The following is a 20066-nucleotide window of genomic DNA, read 5'->3' as shown; positions in this document are numbered from 1 at the left end:
TGCGCAGTTCAGAGAGCGTCTATCTCACCCCGCAGCAAGGGCATCGTCGACCGTAGAAAACTGCGTTCGGCTGACTATGCCTCTATGTAAGACCGCAGCGCTGCCTCTACCCCGTCGGACCAAATCAGGCCTAGCCAGCGCGTGAATGCTTCGCGAAAAGCAGTGTTGCCTGCCAAGTCGCCGTAAAGCGCATGTTGTTCTAACCACAAAGCGGGATTGGATCGCGCGGCCGTCGCCACATCCGTCAGCGTGCCCCAAGTCGGATCGTTGGCCGCGATGACAGAGCCGTCTTCGCGGGTTCCCTCGCACATCCTTGCCCAAATCGCTTGGGACAAGGCCAGTCCTTCGATTTGCCCACCACTCGTCAAAGCATCGCGAATGACGGGAATGACGAAACCCGTGTGCCGGGACGACCCGTCGAATGCCACGCGACGCACCGTGTCGAGGATTTCGGGGTTGGAAAAACGGCGCTCGACCAGCTTTGCGTAATCCGCTGGTGTCATCCCGGGGACCGAGGCCACATGCGGGGCAATTTCCGACCCGACCACCTTGTGGAAATAGGCCCGGATCAGCGGATGTTCCATGCATTCAGAGATTGTCGCGATCGACAACACCTCTGCCGGGTTTGCGATCAACTGATGCCCGCCGTTCAGAATGCGGATTTTCATCGACTCGTATGCGTGTACATCAGATGTGAAGGTTGCGCCAACCTTGTCCCAATCAGGACGTCCCGCGCAGAATGAATCTTCCATCACCCACTGGCGGAAATTCTCATGGGTCACGGGGCTCGCGTCTTCGATGTCAAACGTCCTGGCCAGTTCCAGTTCTTTCGGGCCGGTCGCCGGGACGATACAGTCGACCATCGCATTGGGAAAGGTGCAGTGCGTGTCGATCCAATGGGCGAGATCGGGGTCCGACAGCCGCGCCAGCGACACAACCGTCTGGCGCAGGATTTCCCCGTTGCCTTGCAGATTGTCGCAGCTTTGCACGGTGAACGGGCCGATGCCTTTGGCGCGCCTGTGCTTCAGCGCAGCCACGATGGCGCCGAAGGCTGTGCGCGGTGCATCGGGGTTCGCGGTATCATGCTGGATATCCACATGGCCCGCATCAAACCCCTTGGTGACGGGATCCATATAATACCCACCTTCGGTCACGGTCAGCGACACGATCCGAATGGCAGGATCGGCCATTTGCGCGATCAGGGCGGCGTTGTCTGCTTCGACAGGGACAAAGCCGATCATGACGCCGGTGACTTCGGCAGAGCGGCCATTCGGGTCCAGCTCTATCAAGGTGGTCAGGTAATCCTGCGCGGCCAGCCGGTCGCGCTGTACCGCATCACCGGGCCGCACCCCGGCACCGATGATGCCCCAATCCAGCGCTTCGCCCTGCTGCATCAAGCGATGCAGGTACCATGCCTGATGGGCGCGATGGAAATTACCAAGGCCGATATGCACGATCCCCGGTGTGATCGCAGACCGGTCATAGGTCGGCCGATCTACATGCTGCGGCAGTTGCGAAAGGGTTGCATTCGACAGCTTCACGTCAGCTCATCCAATTGCCGCCATCGACGTTGAGCGTCTGGGCTGTAATATAGCGCGCCTCGTCCGAGGCTAGAAATACGCAAGGGTCTGCCACATCGCGCGGGTCGCCCATGCGGCCAAGCGGAACGGCTTTACCGACCTCGCGCTTTTTTTGGCCTTGCGGCTTATTTTCGTACTCCGCGAATTGTGCATCAACAATGTCCCACATGGGCGTGTCGATCACGCCGGGCGCGATGGCGTTGACCCGGATATTGGCACCTGCCAGTTCCAGCGCGAGGCTTTGCGTAACTGAGATGACCGCAGCCTTGGTCGAACAGTAGACAGTGATGTTTGGCTCTCCGCGTCGCCCGGCCTGGCTGGCAAAGTTGATGATTGCGCCGCCGCCGCGTTTCTTCATGCTGGGCACGACCGCCTGTATCGCAAAGATGGTACCAGCCACATTCACATCATACTGGCGGCGAAAGTCGTCAGGCGTAATCCTGTCGATGGACGCCATGTTGAAGATGCCCGCGTTGTTCACAAGGATGTCGATTCCGCCCCATGTTTCTGTCACGCTCGCAACGCCAGAAGAGATGGACGACAGATCGGTGACATCCATCGCGACAGACATGCCACCGATGGCTGTTGCGGTCGCATTCGCGTCATCTTGCAGCAGATCGGCCACAGCGACCTTTGCGCCCGCGTTCGCGTAAGCCTCGCAAATCGCACGCCCGATACCGCGCGCGCCACCGGTCACAAGCGCCACCTTTCCGTCAAGGCGTTTCATGCGATGCGCAATCCCTCTGCATCAAATTTGTGAATTTGGGTCACATCGGGTGTCAGATAGACGGTGTCGCCGTGTTTTACGGCAACATCACCGCCGGCCCGCACAGTCATAGGGTCACAGCCGGGAACGCCGTGGATATGGATAAATGTATCGGATCCAAGACGCTCTGCCACACCAACGGTGCCTTCCCAATGGCCTGCGGTTGTGGACACCTCAATATGCTCGGGGCGGATGCCAATGGTATGCGCATTGTGACCGGCCGCCTCTGGCCCTTCGATAAAGTTCATTCTGGGTGAGCCGATGAACCCGGCGACAAAGATATTGCGCGGGTTGCGATACAGCTCCAAGGGGCTGCCAACCTGTTCGATCACACCGGCCTGAAGCACGACGATCTTGTCGGCCATGGTCATCGCCTCCACCTGGTCGTGGGTGACGTAGATCATGGTGGTATCAAGTTTCTTGTGGAGTTCGCTGATCTCCATGCGCATGCCGACACGCAGGGCCGCGTCCAGGTTAGAAAGCGGTTCGTCGAACAGGAACGCTGATGGCTCACGTACAATCGCGCGACCGATTGCGACCCGCTGCCGCTGTCCGCCAGACAACTGCCCCGGCCGTCGGTCCAGATAGTCGGTGAGGTTCAGGACCGAGGCCGCACCTTCGACACGCTTGTCGATTTCCGCCTGATCCATTTTCGCCATCCGCAGCGGGAAGGCGATGTTCTTGCGCACCGTCATATGCGGATAAAGCGCGTAGGATTGGAACACCATGGCCAGACCGCGCTTGGCCGGGACAAGGGCGGTCGCGTCCGTGCCGTCGATCTCGATATGGCCGGTTGTGATATCCTCAAGCCCGGCAATCAACCGCAGCAGCGTGGATTTACCGCAGCCGGAGGGACCGACAAAGACGGTGAATTCGCCGTCTTCAATGGTCAGGTCCAGCGGCGGGATGACCTGTACGTCGCCAAAGCTTTTGGTGACCTGTTTCAGTTGGATTTGTCCCATCGGTCAGGTTCCTTATTTCACCGCGCCAAAGGTCAGGCCGCGGACAAGTTGTTTCTGGCTGAACCAGCCAAGGATGAGGATCGGTGCAATCGCCATGGTTGAGGCAGCACTGAGTTTTGCAAAGAACAGACCTTCGGGCGATGAATAGCTGGCGATGAACGCGGTCAGCGGTGCTGCATCAACGGCCGTCAGATTCAGCGTCCAGAAGGCCTCGTTCCAGGCGAGGATGAAGTTCAACAGCATGGTCGACGCGATGCCAGGAATCGCCATGGGGGTGAGGATATAAAGCACCTCTTCTCTCAGAGTGGCGCCGTCCATCCGCGCGGCCTCAAGGATTTCAACCGGAATTTCGCGGAAATAGGTGTAAAGCATCCAGATGATGATCGGCAGATTGATCAGCATCATCACAATGACCAGACCCGCGCGGCTATCAAGCAGACCCATCTGGATGAACAGCAGGTAGATTGGGTACAGCACACCCACCGCTGGCAGCATCTTGGTCGACAGCATCCAAAGCAGAATGTCCTTTGTCCGTCGCGATGGCACAAAGGCCATGGACCAGGCGGCAGGCACTGCGACGATCAGACCAAGGATGGTTGACCCACCCGCAATGATGATCGAGTTCCACAGGAACCGCGCATAGTTGGACCGCTCCATCACCACGCCGTAGTTTTCCAGCGTCCAGTCGAAGTTGAACAAAATCGGCGGGCTTGCGATGGCCTGTGCTTCGGATTTGAAGCTGGTCAGGATTGTCCAGAGGATCGGGAAGAAGATCAGCAAACCAACGGCCCAGGCGGCGCCTGTATTGATCAGCTTACGGCGGGGTGTGACAGCACGTGCCATGATCAGTTATCCAGATTCTTGCCGACGATCCGCATCAGGAAGATCGCAACAATGTTTGCAAGGATGATGGCGTAGACACCACCGGCGGAGCCGAGACCGACATTCTGGCTTTCCAGCACCCGCTGGAAGATCAGGTAAGACAGTGTGCGGGTCCCGAAGGCGCCGCCCGTGGTCACGAAAATCTCAGCGAAGATGGCCAGCAGAAAAATCGTCTGGATCAGGATCACGATGGTGATCGCCCGGCCAAGATGCGGCAGAATGATATGATAGAATTGCTTCAGCTTTGGCGCGCCATCCATTTCGGCAGCTTCCAGCTGTTCGCTGTCCAGCGACTGGATCGCGGTCAGCAGGATCAGTGTCGCAAAGGGCAGCCACTGCCAGCTGACGATCATGATGATCGACGGCATGGCAGCATCTGATAGCCAACTTATCGGTTCGGCACCGAAAAAGCGCCAGAGATGGGCGAAAAGCCCGTTCACCGGATCCATAAACATGTTCTTCCAGACCAACGCAGAGACGGTCGGCATCACAAAGAAGGGGGCGATGACAAGGATGCGTACAACGCCTTGGCCCCACATCGGTTGGTCCAGAAGCATGGCGAGCAACACACCAAGAACAACGGTGATGATCAACACGCCGACCACGATGATCAGTGTGGTCTGGACCGCAGGCCAGAACGCGCTGGAGGTAACGAACCGAACGTAGTTATCAAAGCCCGTCCAGCCCTGGTCGCCGCCGCGCAGCGGCAGATAGGTCCGAAAGGAAAACCACAATGTCATGATCAGTGGAACCAACATCCACCCGAGGAGCAGAACGACGGCGGGTGCCATCATCAGTCGGGCGGCGGATCGCGACGCTTTGGTAGCCATTGGATGCATCTCCTCTGTCGACGGGCGGCACGTCTTGCGGACCCATCATAGATGACATTGCGCGAAAAGGGTTTGTACTCGTATCCGGAGGGCGGGTCTGTCGCCCTCCGGTGAAAGGTGCCTTGGCTTATTGGTAGCCAGCAGCTTCCATGACTTCGTTGGTGATGGCCTGGGCCTTCTCAAGCGCTTCTTCGACGGTCTGTTGACCGGCGTAGGCGGCAGAGAATTCCTGGCTGACTTCGGTCGCCATACCCGCAAATTCCGGGATCGCGACGAACTGGATGCCGACATATGGCACGGGGTCAACAGTCGGGTTGTTTGGGTCCGCTGCGTTGATGGAATCCAGCGTCATCTGCGCGAAAGGCACTTCCTGATATTCAGGTGTTTCGTACAGCGAAGTCCGGGCGCCGGGGGGTACATTGGCCCAGCCTTCGTTTGCTGCCACCAATGCGATATAGTCCTTGGATGTGGCCCATTCGATGAACTGTTTGGCTTCGGCTTCCTGCTGTGTGCCGGCAGGGATTGCCAGCGCCCAAGCCCAGAGCCAGTTCGCGCGCTTTTCAACGCCTTCGTTGTTTGGTGCCAGTGCAAAACCAACGCTGTCTGCAACAGTTGAATCGTCACCAGTGACAAAGGACGCCGCAACCGTCGCGTCAATCCACATGCCGCATTTGCCCTGATTGAACAGCGACAGGTTTTCGTTGAACCCGTTGGTGGCATAACCTTCTGGGCCGTAATCGTTCATCAGGTTGACATAGAAATTCAGCGCCTCAGCCCATTCTGGCTGATCGAACTGCGCGTTCCAGTCTTCGTCGAACCAGCGTGCACCGAAAGAGTTACCAGTGACCGTGATGAAGGCACCACCTTCGCCCCAACCGGCCTTGCCGCGCAGGCAGATACCGTTGATGTCATTCGCAGGATCATCCATGGCGGCAGCCGCTTCGCGGATGAACTGCCATGATGGGTCAGTTGGCATTTCCAGACCGGCGGCTTCCATCAGGTCCGTGCGATACATCACCATAGAGCTTTCGCCGTAGAAAGGTGCTGCATAAAGTGTGCCGTCATGGCTCAGGCCATTGCGCATGGCAGGCAGGATATCGTCCACGTCATATTCAGCGGACAGGTCGTCCAATGGCACCAACCAGTCATTCGCGCCCCAGATGGGTGTTTCGTACATGCCGATGGTCATGATGTCGAACTGGCCACCCTTAGTGGTGATGTCCGTCGTGACACGCTGGCGCAGAACGTTTTCTTCCAGCGTGACCCATTCGACGGCGATACCCGTCTGTTCGGTGAACTGATCCGTATAACCCTGCATGCGGATCATGTCGCCGTTGTTGACTGTGGCGATCGTCAGCGTCGCACTATGCGCGTCTGCAAAAGCCGACGTGCCCGCCGCCAATGCAAGCACGCTTGCAACGCCCAAAGACGTTTTCCTAATCATTGAATTTCCTCCCATTACGCAAAACAGATTGCTGGAAACGAAGTTAGGCGAAAATGTGACGCGAGGTCAATAAAATTTTTACTCGCGTAAAGAAAATGCCAGTCAGGCCGACCCACGCAAGATCAGGCGGGACGCAAAGAGTACCTCTGACCGCTGTTCAAACCGCCCACCGTTGTTGATCAACTCGAAAAGCAACTCCACAGACCGGTTCGAGACCGAATCGTAGTCGTGGGCGACTGTAGTCAGTGATGGACAGGTATAGCGGGCAAAAGGATGATCATCATGTCCTGCTACGCGCAGGTCACAGGACGGATCCTGTCCAACTTTCAGGCCCGATTCGTAGCAGGCCGACAGCACGCCAATCGCAAGACGGTCATTGCTGCAAAGGATCGTATTTGTCGGCAGATTGCCATCCTTCAACAACTTCATTGTGCCCTGATAGCCGATTTCTTCAAATGCCCAGCCTTCGCCCGGCAATTGGACGATATGCGGCTCAAGCCCCAACCCCTCCATCTTTGTCACATAGGCCGTGCGCCGCTTGCGGGCATTCGGGTTGGCCGGCGTCGCCATCTCTACGAATATCGGCGGTTCACCGGACCGGGTCAGGTAATCGACGCTTTGGCTGACAAAGCTGAAATTGTCCGACCCAACAAAAGCTTCGCCAATGCCATCCAAGTTGCTGTCGAACAGAATTGTCGGCACATCCCGGCAGAATTTTTCAATTTCCTTTTTGTCCGACGCCCGCCCCAGCGCAGCCAAAAGCACCCCGGCCGGTTTCAGTGACCGCAGCCCATCCAGGATCTGGTTTTCCAGCGCCTGTTCGCCATGTGAACTGAAAAGCGTCGGCGAATACCCAGCGTCAATACAACGCCGCTCAATCCGTCGTACGATCTCTGCAAAGAAAGGGTCAGCAAGGTAGGGGACAACGATCCCGATATTCTTAGTCAGTTGCCGGTTCTGATTGATGGCATAAACATTGGGACGATAGTCAAACTGCTCCAACGCTTCTTCGATGCGTGCGCGTGTCGTAGCCCTGACACTGGCCGGGTCGTTGAAATATTTCGACACCGTAGGGCGGGATATGCCAATCGCGCCCGCAAACTCTTCCATATTCCGGATCTTGCGTTCACCCATATGCGCGCCCCTAATTCTGCCGCGCAACGCGATCCGTCTTCGCGATTAGAATTTGCCGGAAGACAGTCAATACTTTGCGCGCGCAATTTTTCGACTTTACCTTAGTGGCGCTGAACTGCAGAGGTCAAGGTCAACATCCGGGGGACGGGCAGCGCGGAAAGAGAAGGCGCGCAATGCGCCTTCTCAGCGCCAGTCAGCGGAATGTATCGGCCAACAGACGCGCCAGTGTCGGTTCGCTCAGATATCCGGTCGAGGGCAGGTTCCGGCTGGTCTGGTAGCGCGCGATGGCCCGGCGCGTGTCCCGGTCAAACCGCCCGTCCACATTACCGGGGTTGAACCCAAGCTGGGCCAGTCGGCTTTCGATCAGCCGGGCCAAGATCGGGTTCACGTTCAACCGGCGTTCCTGTTCCTGCGCATCTTCGACGCGTTGGTCTTCCTCGCGGTCGCGCCCTGTCAATTCGTTCAGCTTCTGGGTCGCCTCTTCGGCAAAGGCACCCTCCGGATAACGCTCCAGATAGGCGCGGTAGCCTGCGATATCGCCGCGTGCCCCGGTTTCTTCCCAATAGGCGCGGTCAAGGCGCAATGCCTCTTCGCGCTCACGCTCTTCTTCCGCCTCGATCTCGGCTGCGCGGCGACGCGCCTGAGCATCAATCCGGTCGATCTGTTCGCGGGTCAGGAACGATGTCTGCTGAAACCCGTTCGTCTGCTGCCAGTTGCGGATCGCGTTGCGGCTGCCGGGGCCAAAGATGCCGTCAACACCGCGGGTGTTGTAACCCAGCAAGGTCAGATTACGCTGGATCGCGCGACGGGCATTCCGGTTCAGGTTCAGGCTTTCTTCGGACAGCCGGTCCAGGCGGACGGGATCGTTTTCGATCTCATCCAGCTTGCGCCGCGCCTCGGCGGCATAGGGGCTGTCGGGATACTGAAACAGGAAATCGCGATAGCTGTCGGCGGTATCCTGGGTCTGTGCATCGCGCCATGCGGCGACTGTCGGGTCGCCGGCAGGGCGCGGCGCAGGCCCGTCGGCGTCCGGTTGCATCACCAGACTGGCGGGCCGGAATCCTTCCATGCGCAAACGGCGGCTGTCATCGACATAAGCCACCAGATCAGCGCCATCGCGCGCAGCCTCGGTCAGCACATCATCGACAGACCCGGGCGCGCTGACGATCACGCTGACCCCTTGCGGGATATCAAGCCGACCCACCCCTTGGCTCAGCCCTTGCCCAAGGCTGCCATCGTCACCTTCATCAATGCCCAGAACCAGCAAGGCCTGACCGGGCGTCTGGGCCAACACATGCATCAGGCTATCCACCGAAACGGCCGTATCACCCATGCCAAACAGCGACGGATCGCGCGCATCGGATGCCATCAGCCAGGCGCGGTCACCATCTGAATAGAACCGGCCCGACAAGGCCACGATCAGCCGGTCAGCATCCGCAACCTCGGCCACGAAGCGGTTCAGTTCCGGCAGCATGTCGCGACCGGATTCGTTGGTGGCAACCTCGACCGCATAACCGGCATCGCGCAGATCATCCTCGGCCCGCGCCAGATCATCGGCGCCGGAGACCCGCCGAAACTCCTGATAGCGTTCGACCCCCAGCAACAGGGCGGCATCTTCGGCCATGGCAGGCAGGGCAAGCGCTGACAGCGCGGTACTCAGGAACAATCTACGCATTATGCGTCTCCTTGGTCTTTCATGTTTCATAGGTGCGCCTGTCCTCGATCACGAGGCCATCGCGCGGCAGGGTGCCAGGGGCCATGCAGGCCACTTCACCCTTCAGTTTCAGCACATCCTGCACGGCGGCAGCGATGGCGGCCTGATCCAGCCCTTCGCCTTCCACCTGCACGATCATCTTGTCGGCGTCACCGTCGCGGTCGGCAATCACCCGGGCCCGGTCCACACCTGTCTTGGCGACCAGTGCGGCCACCTGCTCGGGACGGACGAACATGCCCTTGATCTTGGTGGTCTGGTCGGCGCGTCCCATCCAGCCCTTGATGCGCATATTGGTGCGGCCACAGGGGCTGGGGCCGGCCATTACGGCGCTCATGTCGCCGGTGGCAAAGCGGATCAGCGGGTAATCGGGGTTCAGCGAGGTCACGACGACCTCACCCACCTCGCCTTCGGGCACAGGATTACCGGTGCCGGGGGTGACGATTTCGATGATCACCCCTTCGTCGACAATCATGCCTTCGCCCGGCACGGTTTCATAGGCCAGATGCCCCAGATCGGCAGTGGCATAGCATTGCATGCAAGTGATGCCCCGGTCGGCGTAATACTGGCGCAGTTGCGGGAAAAGCGCCCCACCCGATACGGCAGCCTTGGTTATCTGTAACGTCACACCCATCTCATCGGCTTTCTCAAGGATCACCTTGAGGTAATCAGGCGTGCCTGCATAGGCAGTCGTGCCGATATCGGCGGCAGCCCGCACTTGCAGCTCTGTCTGGCCGGTGCCAGCGGGCAAAACCTTGGCCCCCACGGCGCGGGCCCCGCTTTCAAACATGGTGCCCGCAGGGGTCAGGTGATAGCCAAAACAGTTCTGGACAATGTCATCCTTGCCGATCCCGCAGGCCTGCAGGAACCGGCCAAAACGCCACCAGTCATGGCTGGACCCGCCCGGTTCATAGATCGGGCCGGGGGACTGAAAGATATGGGTGATGTTGCTGGTGTGGATCCCGCCAAAGGGGGGGTGTTCCTTTTGCCAGCCGGTCAGGTCCGATTTGCGCAGGACCGGAAACCTGGTCAGATCAGAAAGCGCGTTGATCTCGACATCCGGCAGGCAAGACGTCTCACTTTCGCGGACGATCGCAACCTGTGCTGCCAGGGCTGCCAGTTGCGCCGCCTCTCGCTCTGCGGGGTCGCGTGTTTCCAGATCGTCGTAATAGATCGTCATCGGTATCTCCTGTCCTTACCGGATCATCGTGCCGGGTCGGACAAGGGAAAGCTAGGGGTGATGCGGTGTGTTATGCGATATCAGAGGGCGAGAGCGAGACGGGTCTTTCAGATTGACTGAAGGCCAATCGATAGGAACTGGGAGCCTGATGATATACTCATCGATGTTGATATCCATGGTTGCGATTGTGTATCTTGGCTACTTCTCGTGTTCTTGGCGAGTTTATCTGGGACCTTAAGCGGTCCTGATCGCAGCCCTGGTTTGGCAGTATTTCAATGTTGAGGGCGGCCAATGGCTTGGCGTGGTTGTCATGATGTCGTTGGCTGTTATACTGAAGGTCGCGGCGGTTCTTGAGGGAAGGGAAGAACCATAGCCTGAGCTCTGAGAGTTCTGACGGCGGCAGACTTGCCAATGATTTCCAGATCCGCACCGGCCACAACGGACGGCCCGTCTTCGCGACAGACGAAGCGGAACTAAAGGTGTGGGCGGCCACCTACCTCCCCTTCGGCGGCGTGCACACCGCCACGAGGCCAAACCCCAACCCGCGCTTCCCCCGCCAATGGTTCCAAAGCAAAACCGGCCTGCACCAAAACTGGATGCGGGACTATGACCCCACCTTGGGGCGGTACCTGCAGGCCGACCCGCTGGCGTTGGTTTATGGAGCGAGCATCTACGGCTACGCGCTACAGAACCCGGGGAGGTATGTCGATCCCAGGGGCGAGCAATTAGTTATATTTGATGGCGGCAGCGTCAAGGTCTAAAACGGTGCTGGGCAATTGCAGCAGTCATTCCCGGCTGTGTCTAGTCACCCGGAAACTTGTCAATGCTCGGACGACACAGATAAAATCAATGAAAGCCCGATCCCTGAAAGAAGTTACTCGGTCGATCCAAATAAGACGAATCGACGCAATTTCTTCAATGATCATGGATATTTTAACCGAAATTGGGGGCCAGAGTCCGTATGGGAAATGTTCGAACTTTGATTGAGCCGAATGGTCACAATGCAGGCGGGCGAAATCAGACGTATTTCCATGGCGGTTTTGAGCCTGGTTCAATCGGTTACGTTTATCTAACAAATCAAAATGAAGCTTTCCATAAATGGCTATCTCAACACTCAAATCCTGTCGCAGTTATTATAGATTACTTAGACAACAACTCGATAGGAGATGGGCCGAGATGAAAAACGTTTACAAGCTAGCTGCAGGCTGCGCCACGATGTTGACGTTGGCATTTTTTGGCACAGGTGCGATCTCTGCTGGTCTTGGGTATCCAGATTATAGCTATGAATTTCAAAAGAACTTTTCGATAGATGGAAAGCAATTCGATGCGAGTGACTACTTCTTTGTTGTCCTTCCCAGCGATCCAAATGCCGAGTTATTGCTTTTTGAACATGAAATGCGAGAAATCATATCGCAGACACCAAACTTAGATGTCGGTCAACTTCGCAGCTATGCTGCTTTTCGGACAACATTGATTTGCGAGTGGCAAGACGCGACCCAATCATCAAGGCGAAGCATAGATGTAACTACGCGTGGCAACTTTGGCATCCTGATTTTTGGCTTCGTAGAACATGGAACCAAGGGCCAAAATCTCGAATGGATTTGCACCTTGCCCATCGCATGGGGTTCTTAGCAAGCGTGGTAACCGTTGCTGTGAAGTTGTTGGGCACCAATGGTAAGGAAGTGTAGTTTGGAATACTTAGCCATCCTTTTTTTATCCCTAAACCCCAATACTCATTAACCCTCCACCCCCGCACGCCCCTTATACCCACTCAATCGCCGCCAAGTTGCCATACGCTTTGCCGACGCAAATCCGAAGCTCCGCCGATCGCCCAAATCCCGGCAAAACAAGCCATTAACCCCCGATTCGCGCTGAGCGGCAAAACCCACCGCACGGTGGGGGTCACGCAACACCACCGCACGGTGCTCGGGCAACCCGATCGCGGGTCGACATAGTGGCATCAGCGCACTGGTTCATGAGCGCGGTCGGGCCAACTTTTGTATGAGAACTGGTGCCGCTGAAGGGACTCGAACCCCCGACCCCATCATTACGAATGACGTGCTCTACCATCTGAGCTACAGCGGCGTATCGGGGCGTCTGTTAGCACTCTGCCTTTGCCCCGGGAAGCATTATTTTTCCAAGCTCGGCGTCACCACCTCGGCCTCGACCACTTCGACCGGGGCGGGTGGCGCGCTGTCCTGTTTCTGTCCAACGATCAAAGGCAGCATTTCGGTGCCCGCTGGCATCGCCACGTCGCCGGCGGGTGGTGTTTTCCACGACAATGTGTCGAAGGATTTGCAGTTGCTGCAGGTCGCACCCCAGTTGGCGTGGATATGCTGGCAATTGTCGCAGATCCATTGCGGCCCGCGCGGGGCAGTCAGCGCCCGTGTCAGCCAGCCTCGCACGACGGAGTCGTCTGCCCCTTCGCCCCGTTCGATCGCGGCCATCAGGGTCAGGTTGCGCGCTGTCGGGTCCTTTTCGACCAGATCGCCAAGGGCACGTTTGGCCGCCGGGAAATCCTCGGCCGAGATGTTCAATTCGGCCAGCAGCATCTTTGTCTCGGGATGATCCTCGGTACGTTTGATGAAGCTTTGAAAGCGTTTCAGCCGCGCATCGGCTGTTTCATCCGGGACGATTTCCGCAAAGGCGGCGGCGAGCTCCGGATGGGGTTGCACGCTCCATGCTTTGGTCAGCACACGGGTCGCATAGCGGGCATTGCCATCGGCGATATAGCCGCGCGCAGCCATCACGGCAGCCGGGATCAGGTCAGGCGACAGCCGGTTCGCCTCAATCGCGGCCTCGCGGCTTTCGATGGTTTTGCCGGTGTCCAGAATGTCGCGCGCCTCTGACAGGGCCAGTACCGCATCGCGTCGCTTGTGCACGTCACGCGGCAGGCTGCCGGATTTCAGCTTTGCATTCAGTGTCTGACGTGCGCCGGTCCAATCCGCCTTTTCCGCCTGCAGTTTCAGCAGAACGTCTTGGGTTTCCTCATGCTTGGGCTTTAGTGCAAACGCCTTTTTCGCCAGCGCCAGCGCCAGATCGGTATCCCCTTCGGACAGCTTCTGCTTCATGATCCCGCGCACACCGACAAAGCGTGTTTTGTCATCCGCCAGAAGCTGTTTATAGGTCGCTTCGGCCTTGCGCCTGTCGCCTGTCAACTCGGCGGCCTGCGCGGTCAGCAGGTTGGTCAGTTGCGGTTGCTTGAGGTACTTTTCGGCCCGGGCCGCCTTGGTCATGGCCAGATGCCCCTCGCCGGATGCCAAGGCCATCATGCCTTCTGACAGCGCCTCGTATCCTTTGCGTTCCCGGTTGCGGTCGAAATAGCGCGAGATCGCGGTTTCGTCGCCATTGAGGAACTTGAACGTGGCCACCATCAACGCCAGCAATTTCAACCCTAGCCAGACCGCCACGACAACGGCGACAAAGCCGAAGACCAGTTCGATTGGACTAAGGGTAAAGGCGATGCCGCCGACCGAGATCGTGGCGCCCCCTTCCACATCCATCAGCATCGTGCCGCCATAAGTCAGCGCGATGACGGCTGCGACGAAAACCAGGATTTTAATCAAGGACCAGAGCATGGGTTTCGCCTTCAGTTATCATTCAGGGTGGTGGACAGGGTATCGACCGCATTGATCGCGGCGGCGCGTGTTTCGGCCCGGCCCAGCCAATCGGTCATTTCAACGCGCGCTTCTTCTGGGAGGGCTGCGATTTCGGCCAACGCATCGGATAGCCGCCCAGCTTTTACGGCCGCTTCGGCCCGCGACAGGATGGCGTCAACATCATTGCCCTCGCGCGGCACGGTTGACCGGACTTCGAACTGGTTTCTCAGGAATGCGCCGACGCCAGTGGTTTCTTCGCCAGCGACGCCTGCACCACGGGCTGCGGCAAGGGCCGCACCGGCGACCTCGGGGAATTCTTCCTGCAGCGACACCAGGGTTGGCACGCCACTTTCCGCTGCAAGCAGGGCATCAGGGGCGGATCCCTGAATGGCATCCTCAAGATCGCCCAGCGCGGCCCCAAGCGGTTCACCACTGTCCAGCGAGGTTTGAATGCGGGCCAGTGCGGCGCGACCGGCGGCGGCACGGGCAGCCGCCGCTGCATTTTCTTCAATCGCGGCGGCCTCTGCGCGGGCCTCGTCCAGTTGAGCGCGTGCTGTGCCGGTCAGTTGTTCCATCTCGGCACGCAGGTTTTCCAACTCGGCCTCATAGGCAGCGATGGCCCGATCCGAAACTGTGCCTTCGCCGGTTGGCAGACTTTCCAGATCGGCGATCCGGCTGTCGAGCGCGTTCAGATCCTCCGTCACCTGTGCTTGCAGGTTGTCGAGGTTCGTTGCCAGTTCGGCCTGTGCGGCCTCGATCCCGCTCAGATCCACCTCGGGGATGCTGGCGACTTGGTTTTGCAACGCATCAATGCTCGCCGATTGTGCGGCGATCTGATCGGCGAGGGATGTGTCAGTTTGTGTGCTGAGAAGTGTGGCCGCGCCAAACCCAAGAATGCCGGCAATAAGCCCGCCCAGCAGCAGCGGAAAGAAACCACCAGACCTTTGTGCAGGGGCCGGAGCCGTTGCCGGTGACGCGGCTGGCACCTTCTCTGGCGCTGACTGCCCAACTTTCGGTTTCGGCTCCTCGGCCTTGGGTGGCGTTGGCGTTGGCTTGGTCGGCTTTGCCTCTTTCGGTTCGGGCTTGGCCGGGGCTGTTTGCGCCTTTGCGGGCTCATGCACCTCTGGCGGGATCGCGTCGACGAGCGTTTCGGCCTTGATCGATTCGTCGGGCTTTTTCGCGTTTGCGGCCGGTTTTTTCGATTTCGTCGTTGTTTTACGACCATTGGATGGCTGTTTTGCCACGTTTATCACCCTTTCCGCGCCCCCACCCACGAAACGCGCAGGTGATGGTCTACATTATCCCGCCTCTGCCGGACCCTCAAGCGCGGGTACGGCTAGCGGTTGTCACCCACCAACGCAGAAAGCGCTGCAATGGTTGCAGCCAGCATCGCATCACCCGTCGGTCCAGCGGCGATATGAACGCTGGCGGCGGACAAATCCGGCAAGGCCGCATCACTGATCGCCACAATATGCAGCGGTGCCGTGAATGGCCCTTGATCAGACAATATGGTGACCGTGCGCGGCGAGAACAGGGGAAGAACCACAGGTTTTTCACCCGACAGGGCCCGCATCGCTGCCGCGCTCAATGGTTGGGGGGCCTGATCATAGGCGACAAGATCAGCGCAAGCGATGCCCGCCTTGGTCAGTTTCGCCGCCACGTCGCCCCGGGCGTGTCGCCCACGGATATGGGCAAGCGGCCCGGTCGGACAGGCGGCGACAATGGTCGTGATCAATTCTGCGGCATTGCCCGGTCCCGCTTTCGCGGCAAACCCGGCTTCGGTCGCTGCCTCCGCCGTCCGGTCCCCGACACACCATGCGGGTAGGCCGGCAGGCAGGTTCAGCCGGGCGGCCTGCGCGACCCCGTTGGCAGAGGTGAATATCAGGCCGGACACTTGTGGGACCTCAACCGGCAAGGGCACAATCTGCACAAGCGGTGACAGGATGATCTGCAAGTCACCATCCCATGCCGCACGCAACGCCTGGGCAAACGCCTTGCCTTGCGGCAGCGGTCGGGTGATGATGAGCGTCGGTGACCATTGTTTGAGCATCGCCGCAGTGTTACCTGCGTCGCAGCGACACGCAACCGGAACGCCAATGACCAAGGACCTGACACTGCTGGGGATCGAAAGCAGCTGTGATGATACGGCTGCCGCTGTCGTGCGTGGCACCACGATCCTGTCATCGGTCGTCTATGGGCAGACATCCCTGCATATGGAATTCGGCGGCGTCGTCCCCGAAATCGCGGCCCGCGCCCATGCTGAAAAGCTGGATCATTGTATCGAAGAGGCGTTGGAGATTGCCAAGGTGCAGCTGACCGATCTCGACGGGATCGCCGTGACCGCCGGCCCCGGCCTGATCGGCGGTGTCCTGTCCGGGGTGATGTGTGCCAAGGGGATTGCGGCGGCAACCGGTCTGCCCCTGATCGGGGTCAACCATCTGGCCGGGCACGCCCTGACCCCGCGCCTGACGGATCAGGTGCCGTACCCCTATCTGATGCTGCTGGTTTCTGGCGGCCATTGCCAGTTTCTGATTGTTGAGGGGCATGACAGCTATCGCCGGATCGGCGGGACAATCGACGACGCGCCGGGCGAGGCGTTTGATAAGACCGCCCGCATTCTGGGCCTGCCGCAGCCCGGCGGGCCATCGGTTGAAAAGGCGGCGGCAAAGGGGAATTCAAAACGTTTCGTCATGCCGCGCCCGCTGCTGAACCAGCCGGGGTGCGATATGTCCTATTCCGGTCTCAAGACGGCAATCTTGCGCGCGCGTGATGGGGTGGTCGAAAAGGCAGGTGGGCTGACACGTCAGGATCAGGCCGATCTGAGTGCGGGATTTCAGGATGCCGTCACAGCAATTCTGACCGAAAAGACGCGACGCGCGCTAGAGACCTATCTGGCCCTGTCACCCGAAACCAAAACCTTTGCCATCGCCGGTGGTGTCGCGGCGAACGGGCCGATCCGGGCGGCCCTGCAGGGTCTGTGTACCGATACCGGCACGACATTTGTGGCACCGCCACTGGCGCTTTGCACCGACAACGCGGCGATGATCGCCTACGCCGGGATCGAACGGATGATGCATGGCGAAGCGGACGATCTGACCTTATCGGCCCGCCCACGCTGGCCATTGGATGATCAGGCCGCACCTATGCTGGGATCAGGCAAGAAGGGGGCCAAGGCATGAAGATCGGAGTGGCGGGTGGCGGTGCCTTTGGAACCGCACTGGGCGTGGCACTTGCGCTTGATGGCAATGATATCCTGCTTTGGGCGCGCAACCCTGATGCGGTGGATCGGATGCAAAGCGGGCGGACCAACCCCAAACTGCCCGGCGTCACCCTGCCGGACAACATGGCGTTCACCGCCACCACCGATGATCTATTCACCCGCGATATCATCCTTCTGGCGATCCCGGCCCAGACCTTGCGGGATTTCCTGACCACCCATCGCGCGCATCTGGACGGCAAACAACTGGTCGCATGTTGCAAGGGCATCGACCTGACCCGGATGACCGGTCCCGCCAGCACCATCTCCGATCTGGTGCCCGATGCCACTGCCGCCGTGCTGACCGGCCCCAGCTTTGCTGCCGATATTGCGCGGGGGTTGCCCACCGCACTGACGCTTGCCTGTGCCGATGATGCGATGGGTGCCATCCTGCAAACCGCGCTTTCGACGACCGCGCTGCGCCTTTACCGGTCGACCGATACGATCGGGGCCGAACTGGGTGGCGCGCTGAAAAACGTCATGGCGATTGCATCGGGTGTGACGATTGGGGCTGGCCTGGGCGACAGCGCGCGTGCGGCGTTGATCACACGCGGCTTCCCTGAAATGCAGCGGCTGGCGCTGGAACTGGGGGCCGACAGGGCGACCTTGCTGGGTCTGTCCGGCTTTGGCGATCTGGTGCTGACCTGCACATCCGATCAATCGCGCAACTATCGCTATGGGCTGGCGCTGGGCCGGGGCGAGGATTTCGACAGCGGCACTACGGTTGAGGGGGCGGCAACCGCCCGCGCTGTGCGCCAGATGGCTGTTGATCTGGACATTGACCTGCCAATCTGCACGGTGGTGGCCGATCTGATCGAAGGAAATACGGATGTGCCCGCAGCACTCAACGCCCTGCTGTCGCGTCCATTGAAGGAGGAATAAATGCGCTTTGCCCTGATGACCCAAGACAAACCCGGCGCGGTCCAGACCCGTATGGATAACCGCGACGCGCATCTGGCCTATATCGCCGACACTGGCGTCGTCGAAATGGCGGGGCCGATGCTGGATGATGACGGGCAGATGTGCGGATCGCTGATTGTGCTTGATATGGATGATATGGCCGCAGCACAGGCCTGGGCCGACAACGACCCCTACGCCAAGGCAGGACTGTTCGAAAGCGTGACACTGCGCGCCTGGAAAAAGGTGATCGGCTGATGGCGTATTGGTTGTTCAAATCCGAACCCGATGTCTGGGGATGGGACAAACAGGTCGCCAAGGGTGAGGCTGGCGAAGAATGGGACGGCGTGCGCAACTATCAGGCCCGCAATAACATGCGCGCGATGAAGCTGGGCGAAAGGGGCTTCTTCTATCACTCGCGCTCCGGTCTTGAGATCGTGGGCATTGTCGAAGTTTGCGCCGAAGCCCACCCCGACAGCACCACAGATGACGAACGTTGGGACTGCGTGGATATCAAGGCGGTGCGGCCCTTTGCCAAGCCCGTCACCTTGGAAGACATCAAGGCGGATGGGCGCTTGAAGGACATGGTGCTGGTCAACAATTCCCGCCTGTCTGTGCAGCCAGTGACGGACGAGGAATGGAAAATCGTCTGTGCGTTGGGAGAGACCGACTCAGATTAGACGATCTGGCAACCGGGCCAGTTGATGACCGGCCCGGTGTGTCACGATCAGTAAAGCGGGATAGTCAGACCGGCAAAGAGCGAGGTCGTCGCAATGTCGTCGTTTTCACGACCCGCTTCGAAGGCATCGAATTCCCCGTGCGCCACGACGTTGCGGGTATCGACGACGCCCTGAAACAGCCTGTAGCTGATGCCGAATTCCATCGACGCGCCGTCACCGGCCCAAGCGGCGGGCATCAGGATTGAGGGAGTGATTTCGATGGTGGTCACGTCGATCTTGTCTTCGAATGTTTCTTCCTGAAGCTGATTGAATTCCCCGACATCCGTTTCCAGATCGGTGATCGTCATCTCACGGTCGCCGCGATACTGACCGACAAAACCTTCGATGTTGAACGTCAGATCGCGGGGCAGGGCGATCTGGTGCCGTGCGCCGAGTTTGACGCCGAGGCCACGAAACTCCGTGTCGCGATCAACGAAGTTTTCGAACCCGCCGGGAAACAGATGCTCTGAATTGAGTTCATTGCGGAACCCCAAAGCCGATACGCCGGCCAAAAGCTGTGTCTGGCCCGACCCGAGCGAATAACTGGCCAACGCGTGGATATCGGCAAAGCTTGTGCGGTTGTCGACCTCTGCGCTGTCCTGACAGTCTGAAATGAGCCCGAGGAAGGTCTGGGCATCGCAACCATCCGGCGCGAATAGATCGCCACCTGATACGGTGCTGAACTGCAGACCCAGATCAAGACCGACGCCGCCATAAAGATCATCGATCATGTAGTTCAGCGCGACCATGCCGCCGGTGCCGTAATCGGTAGTGATTTGATCGGTGGTATCGTTAATGGTGGCATATGTGTATTCGCTGTCCAGCGTCGCGGTGATCCCGCCCCTCAGACGCAACTCGTCCGCCTGCGCGGTTTGTGCGCAAAGTGTCGTGACAATCAAGAATGTACCAATGCGAGAGTGTTTCATAATTTCTCCTTTTCGAAATCTGCGTTGACCTCTGGTAGACCGCGTGTATCCGGGTGGTGAACGCGAGCCCTGTGCGATCTACGCAGCAGCGAAGGGTTCTATTCTTGCAGATGGTGATTTTTTGAATTGCGGACAGGAATTCCTGTGATGTGCTCTGCACAAAGCCCTGGCCTGCGACAT

The 20066-nt window shown here is 59.0% G+C and carries 19 protein-coding genes and 1 tRNA gene; 6 read left to right on the top strand and 14 right to left on the bottom strand.

From position 1 onward, the window contains the following. Nucleotides 1-74: 74 nt before the first annotated feature. From ACFWW4_RS12865 to ACFWW4_RS12825, 9 genes are all read right to left on the bottom strand, one after another. Nucleotides 75-1541, bottom strand: coding sequence for a mannitol dehydrogenase family protein (locus ACFWW4_RS12865; protein WP_411891224.1), 1467 nt, complete (start codon nucleotides 1539-1541; stop codon nucleotides 75-77). A 1-nt stretch (nucleotide 1542) separates the two neighbouring features. Beyond that, nucleotides 1543-2307: an L-iditol 2-dehydrogenase gene (locus tag ACFWW4_RS12860; protein WP_411891223.1), complete on the bottom strand. Its 765-nt coding sequence runs from the start codon at nucleotides 2305-2307 to the stop codon at nucleotides 1543-1545. Continuing rightward, complete coding sequence (locus ACFWW4_RS12855; RefSeq protein WP_411891222.1) at nucleotides 2304-3308, bottom strand: ABC transporter ATP-binding protein; 1005 nt, start codon at nucleotides 3306-3308, stop codon at nucleotides 2304-2306. Before ACFWW4_RS12855 ends, ACFWW4_RS12860 begins: the two co-directional genes overlap by 4 nt. 12 nt (nucleotides 3309-3320) lie before the next feature. Next, nucleotides 3321-4151 carry a carbohydrate ABC transporter permease gene (locus ACFWW4_RS12850; protein WP_393931295.1) on the bottom strand — a complete coding sequence of 277 codons (831 nt, stop codon included), beginning with the start codon at nucleotides 4149-4151 and terminating at the stop codon, nucleotides 3321-3323. Between the two features lie 2 nt (nucleotides 4152-4153). Beyond that, nucleotides 4154-5020: a carbohydrate ABC transporter permease gene (locus ACFWW4_RS12845; RefSeq protein WP_411891221.1), complete on the bottom strand. Its 867-nt coding sequence runs from the start codon at nucleotides 5018-5020 to the stop codon at nucleotides 4154-4156. Nucleotides 5021-5147: 127 nt separating this feature from the next. Beyond that, nucleotides 5148-6464 (bottom strand): ABC transporter substrate-binding protein, encoded by a 1317-nt coding sequence (locus ACFWW4_RS12840; protein WP_411891220.1) that lies wholly within the window; start codon nucleotides 6462-6464, stop codon nucleotides 5148-5150. 102 nt (nucleotides 6465-6566) lie between these two features. After that, nucleotides 6567-7598 (bottom strand): LacI family DNA-binding transcriptional regulator, encoded by a 1032-nt coding sequence (locus ACFWW4_RS12835; protein WP_411891219.1) that lies wholly within the window; start codon nucleotides 7596-7598, stop codon nucleotides 6567-6569. A gap of 193 nt (nucleotides 7599-7791) precedes the next feature. Beyond that, nucleotides 7792-9273: a peptidoglycan-binding protein gene (locus tag ACFWW4_RS12830; protein ID WP_411891218.1), complete on the bottom strand. Its 1482-nt coding sequence runs from the start codon at nucleotides 9271-9273 to the stop codon at nucleotides 7792-7794. Between the two features lie 19 nt (nucleotides 9274-9292). Further along, nucleotides 9293-10489 (bottom strand): phenylacetate--CoA ligase family protein, encoded by a 1197-nt coding sequence (locus tag ACFWW4_RS12825; protein ID WP_411891217.1) that lies wholly within the window; start codon nucleotides 10487-10489, stop codon nucleotides 9293-9295. Between the two features lie 350 nt (nucleotides 10490-10839). On the opposite strand from ACFWW4_RS12825, the gene ACFWW4_RS12820 reads away from it, so the two are divergent. Both ACFWW4_RS12820 and ACFWW4_RS12815 read left to right on the top strand, forming a co-directional pair. Beyond that, a complete protein-coding gene (locus ACFWW4_RS12820; protein WP_411891216.1) occupies nucleotides 10840-11250 on the top strand; it encodes an RHS repeat-associated core domain-containing protein in 411 nt (136 codons plus the stop codon). 415 nt (nucleotides 11251-11665) lie between these two features. Beyond that, nucleotides 11666-12121 (top strand): hypothetical protein, encoded by a 456-nt coding sequence (locus ACFWW4_RS12815; protein ID WP_411891215.1) that lies wholly within the window; start codon nucleotides 11666-11668, stop codon nucleotides 12119-12121. 377 nt (nucleotides 12122-12498) lie between these two features. Here the strand turns inward: ACFWW4_RS12815 and ACFWW4_RS12810 are convergent. The 4 genes from ACFWW4_RS12810 to ACFWW4_RS12795 form a co-directional block, all read right to left on the bottom strand. Further along, nucleotides 12499-12574 (bottom strand) — tRNA-Thr (locus ACFWW4_RS12810). A 44-nt stretch (nucleotides 12575-12618) separates the two neighbouring features. Beyond that, the gene (locus ACFWW4_RS12805; protein ID WP_411891214.1) at nucleotides 12619-14067 is read right to left on the bottom strand and encodes a heme biosynthesis protein HemY; all 1449 of its coding nucleotides are present in this window, start codon (nucleotides 14065-14067) and stop codon (nucleotides 12619-12621) included. A gap of 11 nt (nucleotides 14068-14078) precedes the next feature. Further along, the gene (locus ACFWW4_RS12800; RefSeq protein ID WP_411891213.1) at nucleotides 14079-15332 is read right to left on the bottom strand and encodes a mitofilin family membrane protein; all 1254 of its coding nucleotides are present in this window, start codon (nucleotides 15330-15332) and stop codon (nucleotides 14079-14081) included. A 92-nt stretch (nucleotides 15333-15424) separates the two neighbouring features. Next, nucleotides 15425-16138 (bottom strand): uroporphyrinogen-III synthase, encoded by a 714-nt coding sequence (locus ACFWW4_RS12795; RefSeq protein ID WP_411891212.1) that lies wholly within the window; start codon nucleotides 16136-16138, stop codon nucleotides 15425-15427. A gap of 46 nt (nucleotides 16139-16184) precedes the next feature. On the opposite strand from ACFWW4_RS12795, the gene tsaD reads away from it, so the two are divergent. The 4 genes from tsaD to ACFWW4_RS12775 are packed head-to-tail and all read left to right on the top strand — an operon-like array spanning nucleotide 16185 to nucleotide 18921. Then, the gene (tsaD, locus tag ACFWW4_RS12790) at nucleotides 16185-17267 is read left to right on the top strand and encodes a tRNA (adenosine(37)-N6)-threonylcarbamoyltransferase complex transferase subunit TsaD (RefSeq protein WP_411891211.1); all 1083 of its coding nucleotides are present in this window, start codon (nucleotides 16185-16187) and stop codon (nucleotides 17265-17267) included. Further along, entirely contained in the window at nucleotides 17264-18226 is a 963-nt protein-coding gene (locus ACFWW4_RS12785; RefSeq protein ID WP_411891210.1) for an NAD(P)H-dependent glycerol-3-phosphate dehydrogenase, read from the top strand. Before tsaD ends, ACFWW4_RS12785 begins: the two co-directional genes overlap by 4 nt. Beyond that, on the top strand, nucleotides 18227-18499 hold the full coding sequence (locus ACFWW4_RS12780; protein ID WP_411891209.1) for a YciI family protein: 273 nt from the start codon (nucleotides 18227-18229) through the stop codon (nucleotides 18497-18499). Beyond that, on the top strand, nucleotides 18499-18921 hold the full coding sequence (locus ACFWW4_RS12775) for an EVE domain-containing protein (protein ID WP_411891208.1): 423 nt from the start codon (nucleotides 18499-18501) through the stop codon (nucleotides 18919-18921). Before ACFWW4_RS12780 ends, ACFWW4_RS12775 begins: the two co-directional genes overlap by 1 nt. 47 nt (nucleotides 18922-18968) lie before the next feature. Here the strand turns inward: ACFWW4_RS12775 and ACFWW4_RS12770 are convergent, their stop codons facing one another. Next, on the bottom strand, nucleotides 18969-19886 hold the full coding sequence (locus ACFWW4_RS12770; RefSeq protein ID WP_411891207.1) for a hypothetical protein: 918 nt from the start codon (nucleotides 19884-19886) through the stop codon (nucleotides 18969-18971). Between the last annotated feature and the right edge of the window lie 180 nt (nucleotides 19887-20066).

The organism is Yoonia sp. SDW83-1, assembly GCF_046762885.1.
In the GTDB taxonomy this organism is placed as follows: domain Bacteria; phylum Pseudomonadota; class Alphaproteobacteria; order Rhodobacterales; family Rhodobacteraceae; genus Yoonia.
The sequence above is the reverse complement of the archived record's forward strand: the minus strand, read 5'-3'. Positions and strand labels throughout refer to the sequence as shown.

Bases quoted from the DNA above. Each gene is read 5' to 3' on its own strand.
- ACFWW4_RS12860 (WP_411891223.1), bottom strand. From the start codon at position 2,307: ATGAAACGCCTTGACGGAAAGGTGGCGCTTGTGACCGGTGGCGCGCGC.
- ACFWW4_RS12855 (WP_411891222.1), bottom strand. From the start codon at position 3,308: ATGGGACAAATCCAACTGAAACAGGTCACCAAAAGCTTTGGCGACGTA.
- ACFWW4_RS12850 (WP_393931295.1), bottom strand. From the start codon at position 4,151: ATGGCACGTGCTGTCACACCCCGCCGTAAGCTGATCAATACAGGCGCC.
- ACFWW4_RS12845 (WP_411891221.1), bottom strand. From the start codon at position 5,020: ATGGCTACCAAAGCGTCGCGATCCGCCGCCCGACTGATGATGGCACCC.
- ACFWW4_RS12840 (WP_411891220.1), bottom strand. From the start codon at position 6,464: ATGATTAGGAAAACGTCTTTGGGCGTTGCAAGCGTGCTTGCATTGGCG.
- ACFWW4_RS12835 (WP_411891219.1), bottom strand. From the start codon at position 7,598: ATGGGTGAACGCAAGATCCGGAATATGGAAGAGTTTGCGGGCGCGATT.
- ACFWW4_RS12830 (WP_411891218.1), bottom strand. From the start codon at position 9,273: ATGCGTAGATTGTTCCTGAGTACCGCGCTGTCAGCGCTTGCCCTGCCT.
- ACFWW4_RS12825 (WP_411891217.1), bottom strand. From the start codon at position 10,489: ATGACGATCTATTACGACGATCTGGAAACACGCGACCCCGCAGAGCGA.
- ACFWW4_RS12815 (WP_411891215.1), top strand. From the start codon at position 11,666: ATGAAAAACGTTTACAAGCTAGCTGCAGGCTGCGCCACGATGTTGACG.
- ACFWW4_RS12805 (WP_411891214.1), bottom strand. From the start codon at position 14,067: ATGCTCTGGTCCTTGATTAAAATCCTGGTTTTCGTCGCAGCCGTCATC.
- ACFWW4_RS12795 (WP_411891212.1), bottom strand. From the start codon at position 16,138: ATGCTCAAACAATGGTCACCGACGCTCATCATCACCCGACCGCTGCCG.
- tsaD (WP_411891211.1), top strand. From the start codon at position 16,185: ATGACCAAGGACCTGACACTGCTGGGGATCGAAAGCAGCTGTGATGAT.
- ACFWW4_RS12785 (WP_411891210.1), top strand. From the start codon at position 17,264: ATGAAGATCGGAGTGGCGGGTGGCGGTGCCTTTGGAACCGCACTGGGC.
- ACFWW4_RS12780 (WP_411891209.1), top strand. From the start codon at position 18,227: ATGCGCTTTGCCCTGATGACCCAAGACAAACCCGGCGCGGTCCAGACC.
- ACFWW4_RS12775 (WP_411891208.1), top strand. From the start codon at position 18,499: ATGGCGTATTGGTTGTTCAAATCCGAACCCGATGTCTGGGGATGGGAC.
- ACFWW4_RS12770 (WP_411891207.1), bottom strand. From the start codon at position 19,886: ATGAAACACTCTCGCATTGGTACATTCTTGATTGTCACGACACTTTGC.